This window comes from Streptomyces sp. A01, from assembly GCF_059026195.1.
This window is the reverse complement of sequence record NZ_JBWLKN010000045.1, coordinates 1-16,257: the sequence shown is the minus strand read 5'-3', so window position 1 is coordinate 16,257 and position 16,257 is coordinate 1. Positions and strand designations below refer to the sequence as shown.

Annotated in this window: 14 protein-coding genes; 4 read left to right on the top strand and 10 right to left on the bottom strand. The window is 71.2% G+C overall.

The annotated features are described in order from the left end of the window. Window positions 1-33: 33 nt before the first annotated feature. The 5 genes from AC5P1B_RS33875 to AC5P1B_RS33855 all read right to left on the bottom strand — a co-directional run bounded on the left by AC5P1B_RS33875 (window position 34) and on the right by AC5P1B_RS33855 (window position 7,817). Complete coding sequence (locus AC5P1B_RS33875; protein WP_493891870.1) at window positions 34-1,290, bottom strand: cell division initiation protein; 1,257 nt, start codon at window positions 1,288-1,290, stop codon at window positions 34-36. A gap of 98 nt (window positions 1,291-1,388) precedes the next feature. Then, window positions 1,389-1,898, bottom strand: a complete 510-nt coding sequence (gene coaD, locus AC5P1B_RS33870; protein WP_493891852.1) for a pantetheine-phosphate adenylyltransferase — start codon at window positions 1,896-1,898, stop codon at window positions 1,389-1,391. After that, window positions 1,895-2,494, bottom strand: coding sequence for a 16S rRNA (guanine(966)-N(2))-methyltransferase RsmD (gene rsmD / locus AC5P1B_RS33865; RefSeq protein ID WP_493891851.1), 600 nt, complete (start codon window positions 2,492-2,494; stop codon window positions 1,895-1,897). The genes coaD and rsmD overlap by 4 nt, the downstream gene beginning before the upstream one ends. A 222-nt stretch (window positions 2,495-2,716) precedes the next feature. Beyond that, entirely contained in the window at window positions 2,717-4,984 is a 2,268-nt protein-coding gene (gene recG / locus AC5P1B_RS33860) for an ATP-dependent DNA helicase RecG (RefSeq protein ID WP_493891869.1), read from the bottom strand. Window positions 4,985-5,378: 394 nt separating this feature from the next. Next, window positions 5,379-7,817 carry a DAK2 domain-containing protein gene (locus tag AC5P1B_RS33855; RefSeq protein WP_493891850.1) on the bottom strand — a complete coding sequence of 813 codons (2,439 nt, stop codon included), beginning with the start codon at window positions 7,815-7,817 and terminating at the stop codon, window positions 5,379-5,381. Between the two features lie 247 nt (window positions 7,818-8,064). Here AC5P1B_RS33855 and rpmB point away from each other — a divergent pair, with 247 nt between their 5' ends. Continuing rightward, window positions 8,065-8,250 carry a 50S ribosomal protein L28 gene (gene rpmB, locus AC5P1B_RS33850; protein WP_014628431.1) on the top strand — a complete coding sequence of 62 codons (186 nt, stop codon included), beginning with the start codon at window positions 8,065-8,067 and terminating at the stop codon, window positions 8,248-8,250. Window positions 8,251-8,689: 439 nt separating this feature from the next. Here rpmB and thiD read toward each other — a convergent pair whose 3' ends face one another. Together thiD and AC5P1B_RS33840 are read right to left on the bottom strand one after the other, a co-directional pair. Further along, the gene (gene thiD / locus AC5P1B_RS33845) at window positions 8,690-9,514 is read right to left on the bottom strand and encodes a bifunctional hydroxymethylpyrimidine kinase/phosphomethylpyrimidine kinase (protein ID WP_493891849.1); all 825 of its coding nucleotides are present in this window, start codon (window positions 9,512-9,514) and stop codon (window positions 8,690-8,692) included. 95 nt (window positions 9,515-9,609) lie between these two features. Beyond that, window positions 9,610-10,584, bottom strand: a complete 975-nt coding sequence (locus tag AC5P1B_RS33840; protein WP_493891848.1) for a thiamine-phosphate kinase — start codon at window positions 10,582-10,584, stop codon at window positions 9,610-9,612. A 161-nt stretch (window positions 10,585-10,745) separates the two neighbouring features. Here AC5P1B_RS33840 and AC5P1B_RS33835 point away from each other — a divergent pair, with 161 nt between their 5' ends. Continuing rightward, window positions 10,746-10,979, top strand: a complete 234-nt coding sequence (locus AC5P1B_RS33835) for an Lrp/AsnC family transcriptional regulator (RefSeq protein ID WP_493891847.1) — start codon at window positions 10,746-10,748, stop codon at window positions 10,977-10,979. A gap of 20 nt (window positions 10,980-10,999) precedes the next feature. Beyond that, window positions 11,000-11,488, top strand: coding sequence for a DUF3515 domain-containing protein (locus AC5P1B_RS33830; RefSeq protein WP_493891846.1), 489 nt, complete (start codon window positions 11,000-11,002; stop codon window positions 11,486-11,488). Between the two features lie 560 nt (window positions 11,489-12,048). On the opposite strand, the gene AC5P1B_RS33825 is transcribed toward AC5P1B_RS33830, so the two are convergent. The 3 genes from AC5P1B_RS33825 to AC5P1B_RS33815 form a co-directional block, all read right to left on the bottom strand. Continuing rightward, the gene (locus AC5P1B_RS33825; RefSeq protein ID WP_493891845.1) at window positions 12,049-13,251 is read right to left on the bottom strand and encodes a D-alanine--D-alanine ligase family protein; all 1,203 of its coding nucleotides are present in this window, start codon (window positions 13,249-13,251) and stop codon (window positions 12,049-12,051) included. A 180-nt stretch (window positions 13,252-13,431) separates the two neighbouring features. Beyond that, a complete protein-coding gene (locus AC5P1B_RS33820) occupies window positions 13,432-14,433 on the bottom strand; it encodes an NAD(P)H-dependent glycerol-3-phosphate dehydrogenase (protein ID WP_493891844.1) in 1,002 nt (333 codons plus the stop codon). Next, window positions 14,430-15,179, bottom strand: a complete 750-nt coding sequence (locus tag AC5P1B_RS33815; protein ID WP_493891843.1) for a lysophospholipid acyltransferase family protein — start codon at window positions 15,177-15,179, stop codon at window positions 14,430-14,432. The genes AC5P1B_RS33820 and AC5P1B_RS33815 overlap by 4 nt, the downstream gene beginning before the upstream one ends. Window positions 15,180-15,358: 179 nt before the next feature. Here AC5P1B_RS33815 and cofC point away from each other — a divergent pair, with 179 nt between their 5' ends. After that, window positions 15,359-16,060: a 2-phospho-L-lactate guanylyltransferase gene (gene cofC / locus AC5P1B_RS33810; RefSeq protein ID WP_493891842.1), complete on the top strand. Its 702-nt coding sequence runs from the start codon at window positions 15,359-15,361 to the stop codon at window positions 16,058-16,060. Window positions 16,061-16,257 lie beyond the last annotated feature (197 nt).

Here is a 16,257-nt window from a genome sequence, read left to right as displayed (position 1 = left end):
TCTGACGGCACGCGACCTCGGGCTACGGCACTCTCAGCGGCCCTGTTCGTACTCGCGGAGCTGATCCAGATTGATCATGCTCGTGTCGAAGAGGCTGGCCTCGTCCAGCGCGGGGGCGCCCGCGCGTGGCTGCTGCTGCGGCTGCTGGCCGCCGGCCGTCTGCGGCATGGCGTACCCGGTGTGCGGGTCGTAGCCCTGCTGCTGCTGTTGCTGTTGCTGTTGCTGTTGCTGTTGCCAGCCGTAGTCGCCTGCGGGCTCCGTCATGCCGACGGGCTGCTGCTGGTAGCCGTGGTGCGGCTGGGCGGCGTACGGATCATGCTGCGCGTACTGCTGCGGGTAACCGTAGGCGTCCTGCTGGTAACCCGCTGTGGCGTAGTAGTCCGCGTAGTCGCCCTGCGCCGGGACCTCGGGCTGGGCGGCGGGCTGCTGGGGCATCGGCGGCAGCTGATCCGGCATGGGCGGCTGGTCCGGCAGCGGCGGCTGCTGTGCAGGGGGCGCGATGCGCGGGTCCGCGGCATGCTGCACGGTCGCGTGCTGAGTGGTGCCGTGCTGAGTGGTGGCGAGATCCGCCATGTAGTCGTCGTCACTGGTGCGCAGCCCGGCGCCGAGGGCGGCGTCCTGGGCGGCCATGTGGGCGCCCAGCTCGTCCTCCTCCGCGCCGAGGAGCTTCTGCCTGCCCCGGCCGACCGCTTCGAGGGTCTTGGCCAGTACGGCCGCCACAGCGCCGAGCTTGGTGTCCACGTACTCGTCGGCGCGGCGGCGCAGCGTCTCCGGGTCGGTGCTCCGCTCGGGCGCCTGGTCGGGCTGGCCGTTCTCGTCGGTCGCGCCGTACGGGCCGGACGCGGAGCCCCAGCCGAGCAGCTTCTCGCGGCCCCGGTCGACGGAGCCGATGGTCTTGGTGAGGACGACCTCGAAGTTGGCCAGCTTGCTGTCCACGTAGTCGTCGGCCTCGGCGCGGATCTCCTCGGCCTCCCGGCGCGCCTCGGCGAGAATGCGGTCCGCTTCCTCCTGGGACTGGCGGGCCACCTCGGTCTCGGAGATCAGCAAGCCGCTGTGCGCGTGCGCGGATTCGATGATCCGCTGGGCTTCCTGGCGCGCCGCCTCGACCATCTGGTCGCGGCCGCCGAGCAGCTCACGGGCCTGCGCGAGGGAGCCGGGCAGGGCGGCGCGTACCTCTTCGAGCATGGCGAGCAGCTCGGCCCGGTTGACCACACACGAGGCGGACATGGGCATGGACTTCGCGCTGCCGACGGTGCCGACGATCTCGTCGAGCTTCTTCTGCACGTCCACCTTGGGTGCTCGCACTCTCTAGGCCGAAGGGTCGGGACGGGACCGACTGTACGGGCAGTGGGCTCCCGCCCGACACCTGCTGACGGACCGTCAGTGACTCAGCGCTGCGCGAGCCGCTCGGTGAGGTGATCCAGAACCAGTGGGGGCACCAGGTGGGAGACGTCGCCGCCCCAGGCCGCGACCTCTTTGACCAGGCTGGAGGAGAGAAAGCTGTAGGTGGGGTTGGTGGGAACGAACAGTGTCTCCACGCCGGACAGCCCGTTGTTCATCTGGGCCATCTGCAACTCGTAGTCGAAGTCGCTGACGGCGCGCAGTCCCTTGACGATGGCGGGGATGTCGCGCTGCTTGCAGAAGTCGACGAGGAGGCCGTGGAACGCCTCGACCTCGACGTTGCCGTACTCGGCGGTGACCTGGCGCAGCAGGTCGATCCGCTCGTCGACGGTGAAGAGTCCCTGCTTCGACTTGTTGATCATCACGGCGACGTGCACGACGTCGTACAGCTTCGAAGCGCGGGCGATGATGTCGAGGTGCCCATTGGTGACGGGGTCGAAAGATCCCGGACAGACGGCGCGACGCAAGAGTGGTTCCTCGCTCTCCAGTGCGGTCATGACGCGCTGTTGCGGGTCGTGATCAGGCGGCATGAAGCGGCGCGACCGTACCAAAGCGTGCCTTCCCCGTAGCGACGGGCCCGCAGCCCCTCGAAACCGGTCGGCCACCGGAACTCGCCGCCCCTGGTGCTCCGCTCCACGGTGACCAGCGCCTGTGCCGCGAGCCAGCCATTACCGCAGAGTGTGAGGAGGATCTCTCGTAGATCATCGTCGGTGGCGGCGTAGGGCGGGTCGAGAAAGGCCACGTCATACGGGTCGGTGGGGGCGGGCCCCGCGACAACCTGCTCCGCCTTGCCGCTGCGGACCTCGGCTCCTGGCAGGCCGAGCGCCCGCACGTTGTCCCGGATGACGCGGGCGGCGCGCGGGTCGGACTCCACCAGCAGGGTGTGCGCGGCACCCCGGGAGAGCGCCTCCAGGCCGACGGCGCCCGAGCCTCCGTACAGGTCGAGTACCCGCGCCCCGTCGAGGGAGCCGAGCAGCGACTCCCAGGTGGAGAACAGGCCCTCGCGCGCCCGGTCCGAGGTGGGGCGGGTGCCTGTGCCGGGCGGCACGGCCAGGCGGCGCCCGCCGGCGGCCCCGGCGATCACGCGGGTCATCTGTGGTCGGCCCTTCGTGGTGGATGGACGGGCAGCCCCGGACGGCTGCCGCTCCCCCACGATATGGCGTCGCTCGGCGGGCGACTCATCGACCGCCCCGGCCGTCACCTCCGGGGCGCGCCCTGGGCGCCTTGGACGCCCTCCGGCGGTCAGCACGGCGGGAGGCACGAAAGCGCCTGAGGCGGGACGTCAGCCCTTGCTCTGCCCTTGGCCAGCCCTTGGTCAGCCCTTGTCCAGGTATCGCTCACGGTCGGCGTCGAGCAGGGCGTCAAGCGCCGTACGCAACTCGGGTAGCCCCTCCAGCTCCGGGTCGGCCGCGACGATCGCGACGGCCTCCTCACGGGCGGCGGCGATGACCTGCTCGTCGTCGATGACGGTGAGCATGCGAAGGCTGGAGCGCACGCCGGACTGCGCCTGGCCCAGCACGTCGCCTTCGCGCCGCTGCTCCAGGTCGATACGCGAGAGTTCGAACCCGTCGAGCGTCGCGGCGACCGCCCCCAGCCTCGCCCTGGCGGGGCTCGCCTCCGGCATGTCGGTGACCAGCAGGCACAGGCCGGGAGCCGAGCCACGGCCGACCCGGCCGCGCAACTGGTGCAGCTGGGAGACGCCGAACCGGTCCGCGTCCATGATCACCATGGCGGTCGCGTTCGGCACGTTGACGCCGACCTCGATCACCGTCGTCGCCACGAGCACGCCCACCTCGCCCGCCGTGAAGCGCCGCATCACCGCGTCCTTGTCGTCGGGGTGCATGCGCCCGTGCAGCACCTCGACGGGCAGCCCGGCCAGCGCCCCCTTCGCCAGCTGCTCGGCGACATCGAGGACCGCCAGCGGCGGCCTGCGCTCACCACCGTCATCGACGGACTCGGGCTCCATGCCGCCTTCGCCCGGCTCCTCCAGCGGGTCCGCCTTGCCCGACTTGGCACCCTTCGGCTTCTTCGGGTCGTCCTCCTCGTCGCCGATGCGGGGGCAGACCACGTACGCCTGGTGCCCGGACTCGACCTCCTCGCGTACGCGCTCCCACGTACGGCTCAGGAAACGGGGCTTGTCCTTCGCCGGGACCACGTGGCTGGCGATGGGCGAACGCCCCGCGGGCAGCTGGTCGAGCACCGAGGTCTCCAGGTCGCCGAAGACCGTCATGGCCACCGTGCGCGGAATGGGCGTGGCCGTCATGACCAGCAGGTGGGGCGGGCGGTCGGCCTTGGCGCGCAGGGCGTCGCGCTGTTCCACACCGAACCGGTGCTGCTCGTCGACCACGACCAGCCCCAGGTCGTGGAACTTGACCTTGTCCTCGATGAGCGCGTGCGTGCCGATCACGATTCCGGCCTCGCCGGTGATCAGGTCGAGCAGGGCCTGGCGGCGGGCAGCCGTCCCCATGGAGCCGGTGAGGAGCACCACTTTGGTGCCGTGCTCGGAGCCGCCCAGCAGACCGCCTTCGGCCAGCTCCCCCATCATCTCGGTGACGGAGCGGTGGTGCTGCTGGGCGAGCACCTCCGTCGGAGCGAGCATCGCGGCCTGGCCGCCCGCGTCGACCACGGCGAGCATCGCGCGCAGCGCCACCAGGGTCTTGCCACTGCCCACCTCGCCCTGGAGCAGCCGGTGCATGGGGTGCTCGGTCGCGAGGTCGCGGAAGATCTCCGCCGACACCTGCTCCTGGCCCTCGGTCAGCGTGAAGGGCAGCTTGGCGTCGAAGGCACTCAGCATCCCGTCCGGACGGGGTTCGCGGGGCACGGCGGGCAGCTGGGCGTCGGCATGCCGGCGGCGGGCGAGAGCCACCTGCAGGACGAAGGCCTCGTCCCATTTCAGCCGGTCGCGCGCGGTGGCGATGTCCGCCTTCGTACGCGGCCGGTGGATCTTCACCAGCGCTTCGGGGAGCGTCACGAGCCCACGGCCCTCCCGCAGCGAGCGGGGCAGCGGATCGGTCAGGCCCTCCCAGCCGGTGGCCTCCATGGTGTCGAGCAGCATGCCCACGGACTTCGCCAGCTGCCAGGACGCGAGCTGCTTGCACGCCGGATACAACGGCAGCTGCTGATTCGCGAACGCGTCCGCCGCGCCCGCCGCGCCCGCGTCGTCGTCGTTCTGGTCCAGCAGCTCGTAGTCGGGGTGCGAAAGCTGGCGGGCCCGGTTGAACACCGAGACCTTTCCCGCGAACATCCCCCGGCGGCCCGGCAGCAGCGCCTTCTCATGATGGAAGACGCTCCGGCCGAAGAAGACCAGCGTCAGCGAGCCGCTGCCGTCGGTCACGACCACCTCCAGCCGGACCCCCTTGCCGTGGTTGAACGTCTTCTTCGCCGCCTTCGCGACGCGCGCGACCACCGTGACGTGCTCGTCCAGCGGGAGGTCGGCGAGCCGGGTCAGCTCGCCGCGCTCGGCGTACCTGCGGGGGTAGTGATGCAGCAGATCACCGACCGTATGCAGGTCGAGATGGGCGGCCATCACCTTCGCGGTGTTGCCGCCGACGATCTTCTTCAGGGGTTCATCGAGCACGGGCATGTAGTCCATTGCACACCACACCACCGACAGCCCGTACGACGTGCCCCGAACGCGCGGCACTTCATACCGCCCGTACGGCTCAGCTCGTACGGCTCAGCTCGTACGGCTCAGCTCGTACGGCTCAGCTCGTACGGCTTGGCTCGTGCGGCTCAGGCTCGTACGGCTCGGCTCAATACGGGTTCAGTCCCACGGCCCGGCCAGTACGGCTCAGCGAGGAACCGTCCGCCCGGGCGACGGGGTCTGTCCGCCGACAGTGCCCGTTAGGCCATGCCCGCCGCGTCCGCCGTGTCCGGTCGGGAGCGGCCAGGGGCGGGCATCCGCGTCATCCGTCGCCGGGCGCGGTCGGCTCCGCCATGGGGCCGCGAGCTCGCACGGCCCCGCCTGGAGACCGCGCTCATTCGATGCCGATGAGCAACGGGGCGGACTGCTGCTCGCCCCGGTAGACGACCGTGTCGACCGCGAGGTGCGCCTCGCGCACATGCCGTTCCAGACGCTCGGCGAGGTCGCCGGGCACGCCCGCGCCCAGCACCAGCGTCACCATCTCACCGCCCGCCGCCAGCATCCGGTCCAGCACGGTGCACGCGGTCCCCGCCAGGTCGGCCCCGATGACGGCCACATCACCATCGATCAGGCCGAGAACGTCACCGGCCTGGCAGATCCCCGCCATGGTCCACGACTGGTTCTCGGCGACGGCCAGCTCCGCGTACCGCGTCGCCCCGGCGGCGGACGTCATGGCGACGACGTCCTCGTCGAAGCGACGCCCGTCCTCGTGTACGGCGAGCGCGGCGATGCCCTGGACAACGGAGCGGGTCGGGATGAGGGCGACCCGTACGCCCTCCGTACGCGCCTGCGCCGCGGCCGCCGCGGCCGTGTGCCGCAGCTCCGCGTCGTTGGGCAGCAGCACGACCTCGTGAGCGTGCGCTTTCCGAACCGCCTCGACCAACTCCCCGCTGGCAGGCGGCTCTCCGGGGCGCGTGGTCACCACCGTGGCGCCCGCTTCCGCGCACAGGGCGGCGAGGCCATCGCCGGGCACGACCACGACCACCGCGCGGGGCACGCGTTCGCCGCGCGCGCCCCGCCCCGTGCCCCGTGCCCCGTGCCCCGTCTCCCGCGTGGCGGCATCGGCCGCTTGCCCCCGCCGCTGTTCCGCCGCGCCGCCGAAGTGGGTGATCCGGACGCGGTACGGGCGCCCCGCCTGAATGCCCGCCTCTACCGCCGCGCCCGCGTCGTCGACGTGGACGTGGACGTTCCACAACCCGTCGCCGCCCACCACGACGAGCGAGTCACCCAGCGCGTCCAGCCGGGTCCGCAGCCTGGCGACGGCCACGTCGTCGGCCTCCAGGAGGTAGATCACCTCGTACGCGGGCCCCTCACCGGAAGCGTCCGGGACAGTGCGCCCCTCGGCAGCGGGGCCGCCGCTGACGGAGCCGGGTGAGAGACACGTGCTGGAGGCACCCTCACCGGGTGCGCTCCCGGCCGTACGTCCCGTACCAACGAGACCGGAGCCGGGAGGCTCCTCATCGGTGGAAGCCCCCCGGGGACCCGAGCCCGCACCGGGGTCGTCTTCGCCGGGGTGGCGAGGGGCTGCCGAAGAGGAGGCAGTGAAGGCTGGCTCGGCGCCCCTGACAGGTCCGGTGCCATAGGCGGCTTCGCTAGCGTGGGCGGCCTGGGCCTCCCCGTCGCTCCCTGCGCCTGCCGGTCCGTGGGCGCCTGACGGGAGCGTTTCAGCGGCCCGGGCGGAAGGCCGCCGCCCGGGCGCTCCGGACCACTTCGCGCGGCCGAGTGCGCTCCGGGGCGCGCTGAACGGCGCCGAGGGCCGCTCACCGGTCAACGTCTCAGCGAGGGCGCCCAAGACCGTGACGAGCCCATAGCCGCCCGCGTCGACAACCCCGGCATCGGCCAGGGCGTCGAGCTGGCCGGGGGTCTCGTCGAGGGCAGCACGCGCGCCCTCATAGGCCGCACGCGCCACGGCTGCCGCTCCCCGAGCACCGCGCACCGAGCGACGCGCCAGCGGCCCAGGCCCAGGCCCAGGCCCATCGTCGGCCCCGTGCTCCGTTGCCGCGACGTTCCCTGCCTCCGCCCCGTGCTCCGTAGCGGCGTTATGCTCCGCCGTCGCCCCGTGCTCCGTTACGTCGCTTCGGCCTGCCGTCGCCCCGTGCTGCGTCGCGGCGTGCTCCGTCGCCGCATCACAGCGTTCGGCTGCCCCGTGCCCCGTGATCGCGCCCCGCTGGGCACTCGCCCCGTGCTCCGTTGCCGCCCCATTACGCCGTGGGCCCGATGCGAGTTCCGCGCCGTCAGCACCCCGCGTGGTCGTCATAGCTTCCCATGCGGTGGCGGCCGCGGATGCTGCCGATGTGGCCACCGTGAGGACTGTGCCCTCTACGGGGTGGGCGACCGCCTGCCGGGCCGACTCGGCCGCGCGGGACAGCGCGCGGGACAGCGCCTCACCCCCGGCGTGGCCTTCGTCATCGGCGCCCGGGGCCAGCTCCCCGGCCTCGTCGCTCGCGGCCAGCACCTCAGCCATGCCGCGCAGCAGCTGCGACAGAATCGTTCCGGAGTTCCCGTGCGCCCCGATGAGCGCCCCGTGGGCCATGGCCCGGATGGCATCAGCGAGGCTGGGCCTGGACGCGGTACCCGTGGCCGCATGGCCGCCGAAGGCTGCGCCAACGGCCTGCGTAGCGGACTCCACAGTCAGATACAGATTGGTACCGGTGTCCCCGTCAGCGACCGGATAGACGTTGATCGCGTCGATCTCCTCGCGCGCCCGGCCAAGCGCCTCCAGCGCCAGCCCGCACCAGGTACGTACCGCCTCGGCGTCGAGCGTGTGCGGCACGTACGTCCTCCTTGGACCGTCCTGGCTGAGCAGCCTGAATGCCCGCAGGGTAGTCGCGCACCGGAGGGACCACCCGGGGCAGGGGCCCGCGCACCCATGGTAGTTTCGTTGTACGGAAGCAGTCGTTGTATGCTGCTCCGGTTGCCCGATGAGAGTCGGGCCTTTACCCCCTGGCAATGCAGATCATTCGTTGATCCGGCACGTCAGGGATTCACCGTAAGTGCATCTGAAGTCTTTGGAGTGACCCGTGGCTGCCAACTGCGACGTCTGCGGCAAGGGGCCGGGCTTCGGCAACAACATTTCGCACTCGCACCGCCGCACTCGCCGTCGTTGGAACCCCAACATCCAGACGGTGCGCGCTGTGGTCGGTCGGACGCCGAAGCGGCTCAACGTCTGCACCTCGTGCATCAAGGCCGGCAAGGTCGCGCGCTGACGTTCCCGTCGTAGCGCAGCCAGCCGGTTGCCAAAGTCGGCCCGCCTTTATGGCGGGCCGTCTTTTTTTGCCCGCTTGCGCCTGCCTGGGCCTGCCCACGGCGCAGAGAGTTCGGGCCTCCTCTCTTCACGCTATTTATCGCTCCTCCCTACGCCTCCCTTGCTTCGTGTGGGCACGCGTGCATGCGCGCGTACGCGCGCGCTCCGCGAGCGTTCGACCGTGCTGAGATGAAGACGTCTTGCGGTCCGGGCCCCGTGCTCCGTACCCCGCAGCCCCGAGGCCCTGTGCACCCGCACCGTCCGGCACGGCCCCGTGCTCCGTGCCCCGTGCCCCGTGTGCTCCGTGCCCCGTGCTCCGTGCTCCGTGCTCCGTGCTCCGTGCTCCGTAGGACTCTCCTTGGCCCGCACCCTTCAGGCCAGGGCTTCCTGAGCGCGGGGGATCAGCGCCAGCGCCACGCGTGGTCGACCGGGCCGATGCCCGAGCCCAGCGGAAAGCCCGCTTCGATGGCTCCCGTGACGTACTCCTTCGCCGCGGCGACCGCCTCCGGTACGGGCATCCCGTGCGCCAGGTGCGCGGCGATGGCGCTGGCGAGCGTGCAACCGGTGCCGTGCGTGTGCCGGTTGTCATGGCGTACGGAGCGGAGCCAGTGCTCCTCGGTCCCATCGGTCAGCAGGTCGACGGCGTCCCCCGCCAGATGACCGCCCTTGATCAAGGCCCAGCGGGGGCCGAACTCCAGGATGACGGCCGCAGCGTGCCGCAGGTCCGCCTCCGCAGCCACTCGGAACCCCGTGAGCTGTTCGACCTCGTCCAGGTTGGGGGCGGCGACGGTCGCCGTCGGCAGGAGCTTCGTACGTACGGCGTCGAGCGCCTCGGCGGCCAGCAGTGCGTCGCCGTGCTTGGAGACCCCGACCGGGTCGATCACCACGGGGGCGGCGAGACCGGCGAGCAGCTCAGCGACGGTCTCCACGATCTCCGGTGAGGCGAGCATGCCCGTCTTCACCGCCTGGACGCCGATGTCGTCGACGACAGCCCGGTACTGGGAGCGGATCGCTTCCACCGGGAGCTCCCACGCACCCCGCACACCGAGGGAGTTCTGCGCCGTGACGGCCGTCAGCACACTCATCCCGTGCGTGCCGAGGGCGAGCATCGTCTTCAGGTCGGCCTGGATGCCCGCCCCGCCGCCGGAGTCGGAGCCGGCGACGGTGAGTACGCGAGGGGGTATCGCGGCGGGCACAGGGCTTACGTCTGGGGTAACCACGGTCATACCACCGAATCTACTCGGCGCCCGCGCGCCGACTGCCCGGCGCCCACCCGGGGCGGCTTCGCCGCCGCCCCGGCGCCGCGTCCAGGCGCTCCGTGTCAGTTCTCCTCGGCGTCTTCCACGTCGCTGAAGTGGTCCCAGCCCGCCTTCGCCCACGGCGCCCCGTCGACCGTCACCTGCGGCAGCGCCGACGGGTTGAGCACCTCGCCGATGACCTTCCAGCGGGCGGGAAGTTTCACGTCGCTGGGGAAGGTCGCCACGATCGCGTGGTCCTCGCCGCCGTTGAGCACCCACTGGAGCGGGTCCACACCCACCGCCTGACCGATGTCGGACATCTGCGAAGGGATGTCTATGGCCGCCGACCGCAGGTCGATGCGGACCTTGCTGGCCTCGGCGATGTGACCGAGATCGGCGACGAGCCCGTCGCTGACGTCCGTCATCGATGTCGCGCCAAGTCCGGCGGCGGCGGGGCCCGCGTGGTACGGCGGCTCGGGGCGCCGGTGTGCTTCGACGAAGGCGCGCGGCGAACGGAAGCCGCGTGAGAGCACCGCGTGCCCCGCGGCTGACCAGCCGAGCCAGCCCGTCACGGCGACAACGTCGCCCTGCTTGGCACCGGAACGAGTGACCGGTTCGTGGTTGCGCAGATCTCCCAGAGCCGTGATGGCCACCGTGATGATCTCGCCGCGCACGACGTCGCCGCCCACGACAGCGGCGCCCGCCACCTGGCATTCGTCGCGGATGCCGTCCATCAACTCGTTGGCCCACGTCACAGGAAGGTCCGCGGGCACGACAAGACCGAGGAGGAGAGCGGTGGGCACCGCGCCCATGGCGGCGATGTCAGCGAGGTTCTGCGCGGCGGCCTTACGTCCGACGTCGTAGGCGGTGGACCAGTCGCGGCGGAAATGCCGCCCCTCCAGCAGTACATCGGTACTGGCCACGACGCGCCGGTCCGGCGCTGCGACCACCGCGGCGTCGTCCCCCGGTCCAAGCCGGACCGCCGGGGTGCTGGTGAGCCGGGATGTGAGCTCCCTGATCAGCCCGAACTCCCCCAACTCGCCCACGGTGCCCTTCATCCCATTGCCCCTTTGCACTGATCTTCCGCCCTGTGCTCCGCTGTCTGGTCTACGGGCCGCCACGCCGCGCACGCCGCGCGGGTCTCCCCGCGCCGCTCGGCGACGCGGTACCGTGGCGTCCCTTCTCCCCACATGATCCTCGTCGCCGCCCTGGAGGTTCCGTGGTACAGGCGTACATCTTGATCCAGACTGAGGTCGGCAAAGCGTCGACCGTCGCCGAAGTCATCGGCAAGATCCCCGGAGTGATCCAAGCCGAGGATGTGACCGGCCCTTACGACGTCATCGTGCGCGCCCAGGCTGAGACGGTGGACGAACTTGGACACATGGTGGTCGCCAAGGTCCAGCAAGTCGATGGCATCACGCGCACCCTCACCTGCCCGGTCGTCCATCTGTAGCTCCCCGTATCCTCGGCCCGGTGAGTTTCCCACCACGCCGGTTGTCTCGTCTGCCCATCGCCGCGCTGCTGTTGTCCGCCGTCGGCTGCACTGTCAGCGACGATTCCCCAGCACCCACGGTTCCCTCGCCGTCGCCACGAGCCGCGACGCTGTGCCGCGCGCTGCACAGGGAGCTGCCCAAGGAGGTCGACGGACTCGACCGGCGTAAGGCCGATCCGGCTTCGGAGTTCACCGGCGCCTGGGGCGATCCGGCCGTACAACTGCGCTGCGGTGTGCCCCGACCTGAACTGCTCACGCCTGGTAGTGAACATTACAACCCCACCGCCGACTCGGTGGACGTGAACGGTGTCGGCTGGCTGCTGGAAAAGCAGGACGACGGCTACCGGTTCACGACGATATTGCGCAAGGCGTACGTAGAGGTCACGGTACCGGCGAAGTACGCCCCAGAGATCAACGCACTGACCGACCTCGCGAGCGCCGTCAAGAAGACCATACCGACGGGCGTCTAGCCATCGGGCCGACCGGCTCCGGCGCTCCCACGCGCGCGGGCGGGCGCGTTCCGCGCTCGCCGGTCCCACGACTTCGCGAGTCCAGCCGCCACCCCGCGCCCCGGGCTCCAGACCCGCGCTCCGTGCCCCGTCCTCCGTGCCTCGTATACCGCGCGCCCGGCGCCGTTGTCCGGCGCCGCCACCCAGGCCCCGTGCCCCGTGCCCCGTGCTCCAAGCCCCGTGCCCGGCCCCAAGCGCCCGGCACGTCAGCAGCCTGCGATCCCCGCCCCGTTCCGGGCGGTACGGAGCCGGGGCGGCGCGGCGCGCATGCCGCCCACCAATCCACTCCCCGTAGCGCCACGCGCCCGCTGTTCGTCCGCCGTCCCCGGCCCCGGGTTCACGGCTATGGGCCCGGGCCGGCAGCGGGGCGGCGGAAGCCCCGTACGCGACAGGTGCCCGCAGGGGAAAGCCCGCCGTGCTCCATAAGTCCCTGCGGAGACGGCGAGGGAGCCGAAAGCAGGACGACGGAGAAGGAGCGAACCGGGGACGGAGAGAGGCTGACCGGGGACGAGCAGCGGGGCTTAGCGCAGGCCCGTGGGGCGGTTGAGGGCCGCCTGGATGAGGCGGTCCACCAGCTCCGGGTAGCTCACGCCGCTCTCCTGCCACATGCGCGGATACATGGAGATCGGGGTGAAGCCGGGCATCGTGTTGATCTCGTTGATCACGAAGTCGCCGGTGTCCGCCAGGAAGAAGTCCACCCGTGCCAGCCCCTCACAGGAGGCCGCCTCGAAGGCGGCGACCGCGAGTTCCTGCACGCGCCCGGTCTCCTCGGGCGTGAGCGGGGCGGGCACGATGCCGGTCGCCGAGTCGATGTACTTGGCCTCGAAGTCGTAGAAGTCGTGGGCGGTGACCGGGGGGATCTCCGCCGGGATGCTCGCCCGGGGCCCGTCCTCGAACTCCAGCACTCCGCACTCGATCTCGCGACCACGCAGCAGCGCCTCCACGATGATCTTCGGGTCGTGCCTCCGCGCCTCCTCGACGGCCTCATCGATCCCAGCGAGGTCGTCCACCTTGCTGATGCCCATGGAGGACCCGGCGCGGGCGGGCTTCACGAAGACCGGCCAGCCGTGCTCAGCGGTGAACTCCACGATCTTCTTGCGCGCGGCCGCTCCCCCGTCACCACCGGGGCCGGTCCGCCACTCACGGGACCGGATCACCTCGTACGGCCCGACCGGCAGCCCGAAGGAGCTGAAGACCCGCTTCATGTACTCCTTGTCCATGCCGACGGCTGAGGCGAGCACCCCCGCGCCGACGTACGGCACTCCGGACAGCTCCAGCAGGCCCTGGAGCGTGCCGTCCTCGCCGTACGGGCCGTGGAGCACGGGGAAGACGACGTCCACGTCGCCCAGCACCTTGGGCACGGAGCCCGGTTCGCTGTAGACCACTTCGCGGCTGCTCGGATCGAGCGGCAAGAGCACGCCGCCCTCAAGGCTTTCGGCGAGCTGCTCGACGCTCGGCAGCGTCGTGCCGCTGATGGCCATCCGCTCGGGCTCATCGGCGGTCAGCGCCCACCGTCCGTCCGTCGTGATGCCGATCGGCAGCACGTCGTACTTCGTACGGTCGATGGCTCCGAGCACGGCGCCCGCGGTGAGTACGGAGATGGCGTGCTCGGAGCTGCGGCCACCGAACACAACGGCGACACGCGGCTTCCGGCCGTCAGGTCCAGGGCCGGACGGGGCGCCGGAGACGGGTACGGGGCTGGGGGAAGTGGACTCGCTGCTCATCGAAATGAGATTACCCTGCGGTTCGCTCGGGGTCAGTCCTCACCGGTCTCCCCCGGCCCAGTGTCCGCGCTCCCCCGCGCCCCGTGCGCGCTTCCCGGGCCCCGGAAGCGTACGCCGGGGGATTCGGGCGCCCGGCGGCTCAGGAGTGGTGGCCCCGTACCGGCTCCGCTGGCTGAGCCGTCAGTGCCGTTCCGGCTTGGCGGAGCGCGACATCAGTTCCTTGAGGGCCACCAGGGGCGGCTTCCCGTCGTGCACGATGCCGACCACCGTCTCCGTGATCGGCATGTCAACTCCGTGCCGCCGTGCCAGATCCAGGACCGACTCACAGGACTTGACGCCCTCAGCGGTCTGCTTGGTCACCGCGATGGTCTCGGCCAGGGTCATGCCCCGTCCGAGGTTGGTGCCGAACGTGTGGTTGCGGGAGAGCGGCGACGAGCAGGTGGCCACCAGGTCGCCCATGCCGGCCAGACCGGCGAAGGTGGGCGCGTCGGCGCCCATCGCCAGGCCGAGCCGCGTGGTCTCGGCGAGCCCGCGGGTGATCAGCGACGCCTTGGCGTTGTCCCCGAGACCCATGCCGTCGGCGATGCCCACAGCGAGCGCGATGACGTTCTTCACCGCGCCGCCCAGCTCGCAGCCCACGACGTCGGTATTGGTGTACGGGCGGAAGTACGGCGTGTGGCAGGCGGTCTGCAGTCGCTGGGCGACGCTCTCGTCGCGGCAGGCGACCACGGCGGCGGCGGGCTGCCTGGCGGCGATCTCCTTGGCGAGGTTGGGCCCCGTGAGCACAGCGACCCGGTCCGGGTCCGCCTGCGCCACCTCCTCGATGACCTCGCTCATCCGCTTGGCGGTGCCGAGTTCGACGCCCTTCATCAGGCTGACGAGCACCGTGTCGGCGGGCAGCAGCGGCGTCCACGCGGCGAGGTTCCCGCGCAGCGTCTGGGAGGGCACGGCGAGGACGGTGAACCGCGCGCCGCGCGCCGCCGCGGCGGGGTCGGTGGTGGCCCGTACGGAGCCGGGAAGCTCCACGCCCGGGAGGTAGTCCGGGTTTCCCCGGCCGTCATTGATGGCGTCCACCAGCTCGGCACGGCGGCCCCACAGGGTCACCTCACAACCAGCGTCGGCGAGCACCATCGCGAAGGCCGTGCCCCACGATCCCGTGCCGTAGACCGCGCAGCGTGTCACGTGGCGCCCTCCTTGGCCCCGTCGCCCCCGGCGGCGAGGCCCCTTCGCTGTCCGTACGCGGTGTCCGGCACCGGTTCCTCGCGCAGTTCGGCGAGGAGTTCGGTGACGGCGCCCATGATGGTGTCGGTTGCGGCACGCAGCACCTCAACGGTCGGTTCCTGTCCGTAGTACTCGGACAGATCGACCGGCGGGCCCGCGATGACCTTGAACGTTCTCCGGGGGAACAGCCGCACCCGCTTCGCCTTCGCGTACGGCGGCAGTACCTGGTTGGCGCCCCACTGCGCCACCGGGATGACCGGGGCCTTGGTCAGCAAGGCGACCCGGGCCGCGCCGGTCTTCGCACGCATGGGCCAGTGGTCGGGGTCGCGGGTCAGGGTGCCCTCGGGGTAGAAGGCGACGCATTCGCCCTTGTTGATGGCGGCCACGGCGGCCCGGAACGCGTTGGCGGCGTCGGTGGACTCGCGGTACACCGGAATCAGCTGCAGGCCACGGAACATCCTGCCGAAGACGGGCACCTTGAAGAGCGCTGATTTCGCGAGGAACCGCGGCACTCGCCCGCTGTTGTACTGGAAGTGCGCGTACGAGAGCGGATCGAGATACGAGTTGTGGTTGACCGCGGTGATGAATCCGCCGTGATCTGGAATGTTCTCCATTCCGCGCCAGTCCCGTTTGAACAGAATCACGAGCGGCGGTTTCGCGAGGACCGCCGCCAGGCGGTACCAGAAGCCGATTCTGTGGCGGGGCACTCGGACATCCTCCTCTTGGAGCTCGCTGACCTGCTGGCTTGTTGCCACCCGGGCAGTCGCACAAGTGTCGCCCCAGGTATCCGGTCTGTCGAGAACACCGTAACCCCGCCGGTCCGGGGCAGCTCCGGCAGCAGGCGAGAATGAGGCGGGCGCGAACAGAGGAAGCGGAGGGAGCGGCTGTGGACTGGAGCCTGGTGGTGCCGCTCAAACCACTGTCCCGCGCGAAGAGCAGGCTGGCGGACGCCGCTTCGGACGGGCTGCGGCCAGGGCTCGCGCTCGCTTTCGCCCAGGACACCGTCAGCGCGGCGCTGGCTTGTGCCGGGGTGCGCGATGTGGTGGTCATCACGGACGATCCGCTCGCCACGACCGAACTGGCGGCGCTCGGCGCGCGACTCATGCCCGATGTCCCCGGCGGCGGGCTGAACGCCGCGCTCGCACACGGAGCGGCGGCGGTACGGTCCATGCGGCCGGACGCCGCGGTCGCCGCCCTCAACGCCGACCTGCCCGCGTTGCGCCCGGCGGAACTCGACCGGGTCCTGAACGCGGCGGCCGGCTTTCCGCGCGCATTTCTCGCGGACGCCGCGAGAATCGGCACCACTTTGCTGACGGCCGGACCGGAAACAGAATTCGAACCCGCTTTTGGTGGCGCTTCTCGTATACGGCATCGCTTGTCAGGCGCGCACGAGATATTGCTGGCGGGCGTGGAGAGTGTTCGCCGCGACGTGGATACGGGCGCCGATTTGCGGGCCGCCGTGCACCTGGGAGTGGGCGCGCGCACAAAGGCACGCCTGAGCGCGGCAGCCGTGTTCCCACCGCCTCCTCCGGCCCCTCCCTCCCCTCCGTCGCCCCCCTCAGCCGCGTCGTCGCCCACCCAGCGCTAGCCAACGCGCCCCGTCCCGCAAGCGGCCTGCTCCGGGCCCTGATAGCGGCCCGATAGCCGGGCAGACCCCTCGCGCTTGCGGCCCCGTGCCCCGTACGCTCCCGTGCTCCGTGGCGCCGTACGCTCCGTGCTCCGTGCTCCGTGCTCCGTGCTCCGTGCTCCGTGCTCCGTGCTCCGTGCTCCGTGCTCCGTGCTCCG

What these genes read in the sequence shown, in the direction of transcription:
- coaD (WP_493891852.1), bottom strand. Translation starts at nt 1,898, where the DNA reads ATGACCGCACTGGAGAGCGAGGAACCACTCTTGCGTCGCGCCGTCTGT.
- rsmD (WP_493891851.1), bottom strand. Translation starts at nt 2,494, where the DNA reads ATGACCCGCGTGATCGCCGGGGCCGCCGGCGGGCGCCGCCTGGCCGTG.
- recG (WP_493891869.1), bottom strand. Translation starts at nt 4,984, where the DNA reads ATGCCCGTGCTCGATGAACCCCTGAAGAAGATCGTCGGCGGCAACACC.
- thiD (WP_493891849.1), bottom strand. Translation starts at nt 9,514, where the DNA reads ATGACCGTGGTTACCCCAGACGTAAGCCCTGTGCCCGCCGCGATACCC.
- AC5P1B_RS33840 (WP_493891848.1), bottom strand. Translation starts at nt 10,584, where the DNA reads ATGAAGGGCACCGTGGGCGAGTTGGGGGAGTTCGGGCTGATCAGGGAG.
- AC5P1B_RS33825 (WP_493891845.1), bottom strand. Translation starts at nt 13,251, where the DNA reads ATGAGCAGCGAGTCCACTTCCCCCAGCCCCGTACCCGTCTCCGGCGCC.